The 11661-nt window shown below is 66.7% G+C and carries 8 protein-coding genes and 1 pseudogene; 6 read left to right on the top strand and 3 right to left on the bottom strand.

What is annotated here, in order from left to right; translation table 11 throughout:
- The 4 genes from WBV89_RS00230 to typA form a co-directional block, all read left to right on the top strand.
- The coding region (locus tag WBV89_RS00230) for an enoyl-CoA hydratase/isomerase family protein (protein ID WP_423979337.1) at positions 1–261 on the top strand (261 nt) is incomplete at its 5' end.
- 21 nt (positions 262–282) lie between these two features.
- Positions 283–1512: a cytochrome P450 gene (locus tag WBV89_RS00235; RefSeq protein WP_423979338.1), complete on the top strand. Its 1230-nt coding sequence runs from the start codon at positions 283–285 to the stop codon at positions 1510–1512.
- Between the two features lie 125 nt (positions 1513–1637).
- Entirely contained in the window at positions 1638–3233 is a 1596-nt protein-coding gene (locus tag WBV89_RS00240) for a long-chain-fatty-acid--CoA ligase (protein ID WP_423979339.1), read from the top strand.
- A gap of 86 nt (positions 3234–3319) precedes the next feature.
- A complete protein-coding gene (gene typA, locus WBV89_RS00245) occupies positions 3320–5206 on the top strand; it encodes a translational GTPase TypA (RefSeq protein ID WP_423979340.1) in 1887 nt (628 codons plus the stop codon).
- Between the two features lie 39 nt (positions 5207–5245).
- Here typA and WBV89_RS00250 read toward each other — a convergent pair whose 3' ends face one another.
- Entirely contained in the window at positions 5246–7408 is a 2163-nt protein-coding gene (locus WBV89_RS00250) for an alpha-L-fucosidase (protein WP_423979341.1), read from the bottom strand.
- A 94-nt stretch (positions 7409–7502) separates the two neighbouring features.
- Here WBV89_RS00250 and WBV89_RS00255 point away from each other — a divergent pair, with 94 nt between their 5' ends.
- Both WBV89_RS00255 and WBV89_RS00260 read left to right on the top strand, forming a co-directional pair.
- Positions 7503–8549, top strand: coding sequence for an LLM class F420-dependent oxidoreductase (locus tag WBV89_RS00255; RefSeq protein WP_423979342.1), 1047 nt, complete (start codon positions 7503–7505; stop codon positions 8547–8549).
- Between the two features lie 130 nt (positions 8550–8679).
- A complete protein-coding gene (locus tag WBV89_RS00260) occupies positions 8680–10422 on the top strand; it encodes a PEP-utilizing enzyme (protein ID WP_423979343.1) in 1743 nt (580 codons plus the stop codon).
- Between the two features lie 27 nt (positions 10423–10449).
- Here WBV89_RS00260 and WBV89_RS00265 read toward each other — a convergent pair whose 3' ends face one another.
- Together WBV89_RS00265 and WBV89_RS00270 are read right to left on the bottom strand one after the other, a co-directional pair.
- Positions 10450–11469, bottom strand: coding sequence for a VWA domain-containing protein (locus WBV89_RS00265; protein WP_423979344.1), 1020 nt, complete (start codon positions 11467–11469; stop codon positions 10450–10452).
- Positions 11466–11661 (bottom strand): annotated as a pseudogene (locus WBV89_RS00270) (DUF58 domain-containing protein); the annotation flags it as partial. The pseudogene WBV89_RS00270 and the gene WBV89_RS00265, both read right to left, overlap by 4 nt.

The raw sequence follows: 11661 nt of genomic DNA on the forward strand, positions 1-11661 counted from the left end.
CGTCTCGGTGTCGCCGCCGAGGTGTGTGCGCCGGACGTGCTCCAAGCCACGGCACGGGGCTGGGCGGATCGGATCGCGGCACAGGCGCCACTCGCCGTGCAGGGGACGAAGATCGCCGTCAACCAGCAGATCAAGCAGGCACTGTTGACGAGCTTCGACCTGTCGACGGCGCTCGAGATGCCGTGTTTCGTCTCGGAGGACCACGCCGAGGCGGTTGCCGCCTTCGTCGAGAAACGCGCACCCACCTTCCACGGCCGCTGAGTCATCTGTCACGATGCGGGGATGTCGCTGACGGAGAGTCCGGTCGATCTCGACCACACCCGCTGGGAGGACGGTCGCGTGCTCGCCGACCTGCTCGATCCCGACCTTTATCGCCGCAATCCCCACGACGTGTGGGAGTGGATGCGTGCGAACGAGGCGGTGTACCGCGACGACCGCAACGGTCTGTGGGGCGTCACGCGCCACGCCGATCTGATGGACGTGGAACGTCGGTCGAGCATCTTCGTGTCCGGGCAGGGCTACCGGGCCGTCTGGTCGCCGACCGAGATCAACATGATCGCTCAGGACGATCCGCGCCACCGCCAACAGCGGATGCTCGTGCAGGGCGACTTCACGAAGAAGTCGGTCGAGGCGCGCCGTGCCGATGTCGAACGTCTGGTGACCGACGTTCTCGATGCGGCACTCGCGGATGGTGCGAACGAGATCGAGGTCGTTGACGCGGTGGCCGGTCAGGTCCCGGCACGACTCACGGCGCAGTTGCTCGGGTACCCCGAGTCCCGCTGGAGTGATCTCAAGACGTGGTCGGAGCGTTTGATGCGCACCGACATGCGTGAGCGTGACGGCAAGGTGTTCCGCGATTTCATCGACGCGAACATGGAGTTCATGGGCGCCCTCGGCGAGGTGGCTGAGGAGAAATACGAGAACCCCGGCGACGACCTGATCTCGTCCTGGGTCCACGGCCGGATCGATGGTCAACCGCTGCCACCGGAGGCGATCGCGCACGAGGTCGGCCTGTTCATCTCTGGCGGTGCCGAGACCACCCGGACCGCGATCGCCCACGGTCTGCGTGCGTTCGTCGATCATCCCGCGCAGTGGGAGGCGATCGCTTCGGACCCGGATCTCGTTCCGGGCGCGGTCGAGGAGGTCCTGCGCTGGGTCACCCCACTGAACAACATGTTCCGCCGCGCTGCAGCGGACGATCGGATCGGTGAGCAACCGGTGGAGCGTGGTGACCGGATCGTGATGCTGTATCCGTCGGCGAATCGGGACGAGGCGGTGTTCGACGATCCGTACCGCTTCGACATCCGACGGTCGCCGAATCCGCACATCGCATTCGGGTTCGGGACCCACCTCTGCATCGGCACCCACGTCGCGCGGGCGACGCTCGCAGCCGTGTTCGGCCAGATGAGTCGACGGCTGACCGACCTGCACGTCACCGCTGAGCCCGACGTCGAGTCGAACATCTTCGCCCGAGCGGTCGTGTCATTCGGCCTCGGCTTCACCCGACGCTGACGAGTTCCGTGCGAATTCTCGGCGGGATTGGTCTCGGTCTGCGCGACAGTGCCCTACCGAGAACCCGATTCGCTGCGGCCCGACGATCGCACGACACCTCGAATTGGTGACTACGGTCACGTCCCATGACCGAGAACCAGATCAACAACGTCGCCGGCATCGTCCGGGTGCATGGTCAGAACCGGCCCGATCACACAGCGCTGGTCCTCGACGACAAACGGTTGTCGTGGAGCGAACTCCTCGGGCGGTCAGCGCAGATGGCGCAGGCGTTGCGCGCCGCCGACGTGGGCGAGGACGACCGCGTCGCGTTTCTCGACAAGAACGGCATCGAGCACTTCGAGGTCTTCTTCGGCGCGGCGATGCTCAACGCGGTCTGCGTCGACGTCAACTGGCGTCTCGCCGGCCCGGAGGTGCAATTCATCGTCGACGATGCCGACGCCAAGGTGCTCGTCGTCGGTCCCGATTTCGTGCCGATGCTCGACGAGATCGCCGGCCAGCTGCCGAAGGTGACGAAGTTCGTGGTGATCGGCGACGGGGCTGCGACCTCGGACGACTATGTGGACTACGAGGACTGGGTCGCTCAGTACCCGGCCGAGGATCCCGGGGTGGACTCGGGTCCCGACGACACCGCGTTCCAGCTGTACTCGTCGGGGACGACCGGCCGTCCGAAGGGCGTGATGCTGTCGAACACGAACTTCTTCAGCCTGCTCCCGATGGCCAAGGAGATCTGGGAACTCGACGGTGACTCGATCAACCTCACGGCGATGCCGCTGTTCCACATCGGTGGCGGGGGCTGGGCGACCGCGGGGATGTACGAAGGGTGCACGTCGGTCATCTTCCGCGAGCTCGACCCGGCGGCGCTCATCAAGCTGATCGAGAAGGAACGCATCACTCACGCGTTCCTGGTCCCGGCGGTGCTCCAGTTCATGCTGATGGTTCCCGGTGTCGAGGAGGCCGACTACTCCAGCCTGAAGGTGTTCGTGTACGGAGCGTCGCCGATCAGCGAGGAGGTGCTCGCGAAGTGCGTCGAGATGTTCAAGCCGTGCAAGTTCTGGCAGGCCTACGGCTTGACCGAGACGACGGGTGCGGTCGTGAACCTGCCGCCCGAGGATCACGATCCGACCGGCCCGAACCGTCACCGTCTGCGCTCGTGTGGGCTTGCCGGGCCCGGCGTCGAGGTTCGGATCGTCGGCGACGACCCCGACTCCTCACTTCCCCCCGGGGAGGTCGGCGAGATCTGGATCCGGTCACCGCAGGTGATGAAGGGGTACTGGCACATGCCCGAGGAGACCGCCCATGCGGTGACGCCCGATGGGTGGTTCAAGTCCGGCGACGCGGGCTATCTCGACGACGACGGCTATCTGTTCATCCACGACCGGGTGAAGGACATGATCGTGTCCGGTGGAGAGAACGTGTATCCGGCCGAGGTCGAGAACGTCCTGATGGGCCACGATGCGATCGCCGACGTCGCGGTGATCGGCGTACCGCACGAGAAATGGGGCGAGACGGCGAAGGCGGTCATCGTCGCCGCCGAGGGGGCGACGGCCGACGACGCCACCGCGGCCGACATCATCGCCTACGCACGGACACAGCTCGCCACGTTCAAGTGCCCGACGAGCATCGACTGGATCGCCGCACTCCCGCGCAACCCGACCGGAAAGATCCTCAAGAAGGACCTGCGTGAGCCCTACTGGGAGGGAATGGATCGCCGCGTCGGGTGATCCGTGTCAACCGGGGTCTGGGTGGGTTGACACGTAGTGACGAGAGGCGCCGACGTTGGGGTGAGCGGGGCCGATAGCGTCGATGCGTGACTCATTCGGACACCCTGTGCAAGCGCGATGACCTGCGAAACCTCGCGATCGTCGCGCACGTCGACCACGGCAAGACCACTCTCGTGGACTCGATGCTGCATCAGTCGGGCGCATTCCGCGCGAACGAAGACGTCGCCGAGCGGGTCATGGACTCCGGCGACCTCGAGAAGGAGAAGGGGATCACAATCCTCGCGAAGAACACGTCGCTCGTCTGGCGCGACAAGCGCACCGACACCGACATCACGCTGAACATCGTCGACACCCCGGGCCACGCCGACTTCGGAGGCGAGGTCGAGCGGGCGCTCACGATGGTCGACGGAATCGTCCTGCTCGTCGATGCCGCCGAGGGGCCCTTGCCGCAGACGCGTTTCGTGCTGCGCAAAGCCCTCGCCCGACACCTCCCCGTGATCCTCGCGGTCAACAAGATCGACCGACCCGACGCCCGCGTCGAAGAAGTCGTCGACGAGGTCTACGAGTTGTTCTTCGATCTCGGCGCCGAGGACCACCACATCGAGTTCCCGATCGTCTACTGCTCGGGTCGCGACGGCTGGGCCACCCAAAATCTCGACGAAGCCAAGGCGATCGTGTCCGGCGCCAAGGAGAAGAGTGATCTCACCGTCCTCGGCGAGGTGTTGCTCGACTCGATTCCTGCGCCGACCTATCACGAGGGCGCACCGTTGCAGGCGTGGGTCACCAACCTCGATGCATCGCCGTACCTCGGCCGCCTCGCGCTCTTGCGGGTGATGGAGGGAACGATCAAGAAGGGCGAGTCCGTCGCCTGGTGCAAGCGCGATGGCACGATCACCCGCGCCAAGGTCGCGGAGCTGTTCCTCACCGAACACCTCACCCGCGTGCCGGTCGACTCGGCGCGACAGGGCGACCTCGTCGCAGTCGCCGGGATCGAAGAGATCTACATCGGTGAGACCCTCGCCGACCCCGAGAACCCGATCGCGCTGCCGATCATCGAGGTCGACGAGCCGGCGCTGTCGATGACCATCGGGATCAACACGTCCCCGCTCGCGGGCCGTGAAGGCAAGAAGCTCACGGCGCGTCTCGTCAAGGCGCGGCTCGATCAGGAACTCGTCGGCAACGTGTCGATGAGGGTGTTCCCGACCGAGCGCCCCGATGCCTGGGAGGTCCAGGGCCGTGGCGAACTGCAGCTGGCGATCCTCGTCGAGCAGATGCGCCGTGAAGGCTTCGAACTCACGGTCGGCAAGCCGGTCGTGCTGACCAAGATGATCGACGGCAAGGTCCACGAGCCGGTCGAGCGCGTCACGATCGACGTCCCCGATGAGTACATGGGCGCGGTGACGCAACTCCTCGCCACCCGCAAGGGCCGCATGCAGAACATGGGTGGCACCGGCTGGGTCCGCCTCGACTACCTCGTCCCGGCGCGTGGCCTGATCGGTTTCCGGACCGAGTTCATGACCGAGACCCGCGGGACCGGCGTCCTGTCGCACACGTCCGAGGGCTACGAGCCGTGGGCCGGCGAGATCCGTGCCCGTGCGCAGGGTGTCCTCGTGGCCGACCGCACCGGCCCGGTGACCAATTACTCGATGGTCAACCTGCAGGAGCGCTCGCAGCTCATGGTGAGCGCCGGCCAGGAGGTCTACTGCGGCATGATTGTCGGGGAGAACTCGCGGTCGGGCGACATGGACGTCAACATCTGCAAGGAGAAGAAGCAGACGAACGTCCGTGCGTCGTCGTCGGACCAGACGGTCAACGTCACGCCGCCGAAGCTGCTCTCGCTCGAAGGAGCGCTCGAGTTCATCAGCATCGACGAGTGCGTCGAGGTGACGCCGGCGAACATCCGCATCCGCAAGGTCGAACTCGACCCGACGATCCGCATCCGCGCCGCCAAGAAGGCCGCCCACAACGACTGAGCGTTACGTAACGGGTCTGACCCGTTACGTAACGCTGGCTCACGGGCCGCTGACGAACGCGCTGTCGGGTTCGTGCAGGCTGCTAGCGACGTTGTCCTGATGATGCAGTGACACGGCGTCCCAGGCGAGGAGTCCGATCCGGCATCGGTCCCAGTGGTTGCCGTACACCTCGCACGCGCTCGCCCCGTCCTGGACGACGCACCCGCTGTCACCGTCGGTGACCGCGTTCCCGTCGACCACCGCCTGGGTTCCACCGTCGATGTCGACGGCCCGCATTGTCCAGCTGATCCGGTTGCCGTGGACGTGTGCGTCCTCGCAATGATCGAGGTGGATCGCCCACCACCGACCCGACATCGTGTTCCCGCGGATCGTCGTGCCGGTGGTCTCGCTGACCCGTACCGCGCAGAGGTGCCCGGACAGCCGGTTCGAGTCGAGCTTCTGTCCACCGCCACCGCGCAGTTCGACGCCCACGCCGGACGGGTCGCCGCTGAAGTCGCAGCGCGACACGTGGAGCCGATCGGCGTTGAACGCCAGCAGTCCCCGTGCGGTCACCGCACGCACGAGCACGTCGTCGGCGCTGATCTCGATCCCGCCGGAGATGTTGCAGCCGAGCACCGTCGCCGCGCCACCGGTCACGGCGACGACGAGGCCATCGCGAAGCGACGGACTCGAGTTTCCTTCGACATGGAGATGTTCGAGACGCGCGTCGCGCCCGATCGACAGCGTCGGCCCCGCGTCGGGCGGGTTGTCGTCGGACAGTGCGACCGTCGTGCGGCCGGGTCCGAGGCCACGCAGCACGACGCCATCTGGAACGGTTGCCGGGCCCTCGTACACACCGTCGCCCAACTGCACGATGTCTCCGGCACCAGCCTCCGCGAGCAATGGGGCGAGTGGGATCGGGGCGGCGTCGATGGGAGCGAACAGCTCGTCGGGTCGGTCGGCTGCCTCGATCGTGATCCGATAGACGGCCACGTCGACCGCTCTTCGGTCGCGCACCGGATCGGTCGTGGGCGGCACCACATGGAGTCCGTCGCCGTCCTGTCGCCAGGACGGTGCGATGTCGGGCTCGTCGACGAGTCCGACGGTGGTCACCTTGACGTCAGTCGAGTTCAACGCGGGGAACGACCCGGTTCCGACCACATCGACGGCGAGCACGTCGCCGTCGTCGCGCAGCAGGTAGCGGACGTCGCGGTCACCCCAGGTGGTCCACGGAGTCGTCGGCGCGAGGTGCGGGCCGCACCGACGGATCCAGGTGCCGGCTGCGCGGAGCCGTTCGGCGTACATCGGCGGAACGCTGCCGTCGCCGTCGGGGCTGACGTGGAGCAACAGGTTGCCGCCCTTCGCCACGACCTCGGTGTAGAGCGCCACGATCCCGATGCCGGTCAGCAGGTGCTCGCTGCGTTCGGCACGGTTGTATCCGAAGCTGTGCCCGATCGCGCTCGACAGTTCCCAGGGTCCGTCGACGATTCCGTCGGGTGGCGCGGTCTCGAACGTCCGCACGGCCGGGGGCGCATCGGTGGGCCGATCCGCTGCCGACGCGTGCCACCGATCGTTGATCACGATCTGCGGTTCGATCGAACGCAGGCGGGGGAGGAGTTCGGCTGCCCTCCAGCGCCCGTCGTCGGGTTCCGGGCCCCCGTCAGCCCACAGCATCAGCGATCCGTAACGCTCCACGAGGTCGATGATCTGCGGGTGGACGACGTCGTCGACGAAGTTCTCCGTGTGCGCGCCGGGATCGCCCCAGTCGAGGAGCGAATAGTAGGTCCCGAGCGCGATGCCGTGGCGTTCGCAGGCCGCCGCGTACTCGGCGAGCACGTTGCGATGGGGCCCATCCTCGGTGAGCGGGAGCGACGCGCCGGGAGCGTCCCACCAGGTCCAGCCGTCGTGGTGCTTGGTCACCAGGACCGAGTAGCTCGCACCGGCGTCGGCGGCGAGGCCGGCCCATTCGTCGGCATCGAAGTTTTCGAAGGTCAGCAACGGGACGAAGTCGTCGTAGTTCTCGACGTGTCCCCAGCGGTCGCGGTGGTGCGCGAGCACCTCGACCAACGGACTCGGATGTCCGAGGGAATCGTCGACTTCACCGAGGTGGCTCCGGTACCACTCGGCCTGCTCGCCGATCGGTGCCCATCCGGCGACGCTCGCCGCCGTCGAGTGGACGAACAGTCCGAACCGTCGCTCCGTCCACCACGTCGGCATCGTCATCGGAGAACGAGTCTCGCGCGTCCGCCCCGTCGAGGTTCAACGTGAGCGACCCCCGATTGCTCGCGTGTGTTCGCGTGGGCCTATTCTCGCCGAGATGAAGCTCTCGATGATGATCAACTATTCCGGCGACTTCCATGCCGACGTCGCCAAGGTCGTGGAACTGGAGAAGGCCGGGCTCGACGTCGTCTGGGTGCCCGAGGCCTACAGCTTCGACGCCGTTTCGCAGATGGGGTACCTCGCAGCGAAGACCGACACGATCGAAATCGGATCGGCGATCATGAACGTGTTCTCGAGGACCGCCACCTGCATGGCGCAGACCGCGGCCGGACTCGACTTCGTCTCCGGCGGACGTTTCATCCTCGGTCTCGGCGCATCGGGCCCGCAGGTCATCGAAGGCTTCCACGGCGTTCCGTACGAGAAGCCGATGCCACGCATCCGTGACTACATCAACGTCTGTCGGATGACGCTCAAGCGCGAGAAGGTCGTCTACGACGGACCGACCGTGCAGGTTCCGCTGCCTGCGGGCGAGGGAACCGGCCTGGGTAAGCCGTTGAAGATCATCAACCACCCCGTGCGCGATTCCATCCCGATCTTCTGGGCGAGCCTGATGGGGCTCTCCGTGAAGGCGACGGCTCAGCACGCCGACGGCTGGCTGCCGATCTTCTTCGATCCCGAGAAGTTCCACAACGTCTGGGGCGACGAGATCAAGGCCGGCACCGCCGACCGCGATCCCGAACTCGGCCCGCTGCAGATCTCTGCCGGCGGCATGGTCGCGATCGGCGAGGACCTCGTCGGTGACAAGGCGAACGCAATCCTCGACTTCGCTCGTCCGACCACCGCGCTCTACGTCGGTGGCATGGGCGCCCGCGACAAGAACTTCTACAACACGATCATGCAGAAGTACGGCTACGTCGACGAGGCGATCGCAATCCAGGACAATTACCTGGCAGGCGAGAAGGAGAAGGCCGCGTCGCTCGTCCCGGGCGAGATGCTGTCGAACACGAACCTCGTCGGTCCGAAGAGCTTCGTCAAGGAGCGCCTCGCCGCATACAGCGAAGCCGGCGTCACGCACCTCAGCGTCAATGCCGTCGGCAAGGACCCGGTGTCGACGATCGAAGAACTGAAGACCCTCCTCCCCTGAGTCGATCTCGGGCGGTACGCCGCCCGGGACTTCTGTCACGACCCCGGTTGTCGCGCGTCTACGCTCGCGAGCGGGACGGGGCGGCGTTGCGGGGAGTCATCGGCGCCCGACGACTGGACGGGGGCATTCCATGACCGACATCCGCTGGATCGAGGACAACGTCTTCAATCCGAAACTGCCGCTCTGGACGCGGGCGAACGTCGGTGAGGTGCTGCCGGATCCGCCGAGCCCGCTCGCGTGGGACCTCGTCTTCGAGACCGGTTCGGTCCTCGGCTGGCGCGACTGCATGATCAACCGGCTGGGAATCGCCCCGGACGAGGTCGATGAAGCGCGACCCGAGGTGATGGGCCTGTTCGGTGGATACGCATACCTCGGAACCACCATCCTCAGGGTGTGGGCGGAACGCACACCCGGGTTCTGCGCCGACGATCTCGATGCCGCGTACTTCGCAGGTCACCCCGACGTTCCGCCCTACGTCGCGGAGCGGTGGCACGAGAACGCAGCCACCACCGAGGTGATGACCGGTTGGCTCGGCTGGGTGATGGGGGATCGCAGCCAGGACGAACTCGAAGCCGACCGGCGACGTACCCGAGCTGCGCGCGATGAGCGGCCTGACCTGTCCGCCTTGACCGATGTCGAACTGTTCGAACGGGCACGTTCCTTCGTGCCGATGATCCGAGATCTGTTCAACCAACACATCAATCAGTCCGGTGCGGCGAGCATCGGCCCGGGCGTGATCGGTGCGGTGTGCGCTGCGGTCGGCAATCCGGGCGCCTCGATGCATCTCATCGCCGGCATCGGTGGAGTCGATTCGGCGGCACCGTCGTTTGCGATGTGGGATCTGTCGCGTGAGGTCGTGAAATCGGAGACGCTCACCGACCTCTTCGACGGCGGGACGACCGGGCTGACCTCGCGCATCCGGGAGTCGTCACATCCCGACGTGGTCGAGTTCGTCGGGTCGCTCGACGCCTTCCTCGTCGAGTTCGGCAGCCGGGGCCCGAACGAATGGGACGTTCACTCCCCGTCGTGGGAATGCGATCCCGATCTGGTGCTGGCTCTTGTCGACCGGATGCGCGGTGCCGAGGACACAGCGGACCCACATCGAGAACAGGCCGCACGCCAGGCAGAGCGTGAACGTCTGGGCACCGAGATCACCGAGGCGCTCGCCGGTGACGCCGAGGCGCAGGGACAGTTCGTTGCGGCGCTGGCATCATCGGCGACGTTTCTGCCGGGACGTGAGCGCTCGAAGACCAACGTGATCAGGGTCATCGGTGAGGTCCGGATGGCCCTCTGGGAGATCGGACGACGCGCCGTCGAGCGCGGCGAGATGGACCGAGACAGCGATGTGTGTCTGCTGTTCGTCGACGAGGTCGAACGACTGATCGACGGCTCGCTCGACGGTCCCCATGATCTGGTCGAACGTCGCCTCGCCCATCTCCATTGGCTCGAGGGATTGCAGCCGCCGTTCATCTTCACGGAACCGCCGCCACCCAACACGGAGTGGCCGGAGCGCGGTTCGAACACCGCCGACGTCTCGGCCGTCGGGGATGTGCTGACCGGGTTGCCCGGCTGTCCGGGCTCGGCTCGCGGGCGCGCGGTGGTGGTGCTCCACCCGTCCGATCCCGGAGACCTCGGGCAGGGCGACATCCTGGTCGCTCCGATGACCGATCCGTCGTGGACCCCGCTGTTCGTCCCGGCTGCCGCCGTGGTCGTCGACGTCGGTGCGCCTCTCAGTCACGCGATCATCGTCAGCCGCGAGCTGGGAATCCCGTGCGTGGTGTCGGTGAACGAGGCGACCGAGCGAATTCCGAACGGTGCCACGATCGAGGTGAACGGGGAGACCGGCACGGTGACGGTTGTGGCGCTGCCGTGAAGTCGACCCGGTCGCGAGGTCGATCGGCTAGACCATCCCGCGGAGCCACCACAGGCTCAGTGACCAGGCGACCGTGAGCAGGATGAACGCGGCGAGCGCCCAGCGCCACGTCAGTTCCTTCGTGATCTCGATCTCCTCGCCGAGCGTGTCGCCGAGGCTGTTGCTGACCTCGTCGTAGGCGTCGGCGAGGGCGTCGCCGGACTGCGCCTCGTAGGCCTGTCCGCCGGTCGACTCGGCGACGATCTCGAGTTCTTCGGGGGCGACCGGGACCGGGAAGATCTCGCCGCTGATCGGGTCGGAGATGAACCCGTCCGGGGTGCCGAACGCGATCGTGAACACCGGGACGCCCGCCTCCGCGGCGACCGCAGCGCCCTCAGCGGTGGTCCGGCCGACGGTCGTCTCGCCGTCGGTGAGCAACACGATCGCGCCGGGAGCGAGGTCGCTGTCCTGACCGGGCTCGTCGGATTGGGCATCGGCCGCGTCGGTGAGCAGATCGGTCGACACGATGATCGCGTCGCCGATCGCCGTGGCCTCGTCGAGTTCGAGGTCATCGACGCGCCGGATCACGCGCTCCCGATCGAGCGTCGGCTCGACCTGGACGCGGACGACGCCGGCGAACGACACGAGTCCGATCTCGACGTCGTCGTCGACCTCGTCGATGAAGTTGCGCGCTGCCTCCTTGGCTGCCTCGAGCCGATTCGGCGCCACGTCGGTCGCCTCCATCGACAGCGACACGTCGAACAGCACGAGGATCCGACCTTCGCTCTTCGTGCGCTCCGACGTGTGCTCGACGGGACGCGCGATTGCGATCACGGCGAGCGCGAGACCGAGCAGTTGCAGAGCGGCGATCAGGTGTCGACGCCATCGAGGCCGCTGGGGTGCGACCCGATCGAGGAGATCGACCTGGGTGAATCGAACCTGTGCGCCCTTGCGCCATGCCAACGACGCGACGTATCCAGCGCCCAGCGCGACCACGACGAGCAGCAGCCACAGCCTCCCGGGATCCAGGAAATCGGGCAGGATCGCGGCGATCTGTGTGCCGTTCATCGTGGCATCACCCCGCCGCGCACCGCTTGGACCCGTTTGCGCTGGACGTGGGTGATGATCGAGGCGAGCCAATCGTCGGCCGTCGACAGTTCGACGACCTCCGCGTGTGCCCGTCGGATCCCGGCGAGGCGTCGCTCCCGTTCCTCGGTCGCGGCGGCCGCGAAGCGCTGCTGGACCTTCGCCGTGACGCGG

It is taken from the genome of Ilumatobacter sp., assembly GCF_049588435.1.
Lineage (GTDB): Bacteria > Actinomycetota > Acidimicrobiia > Acidimicrobiales > Ilumatobacteraceae > Ilumatobacter_A.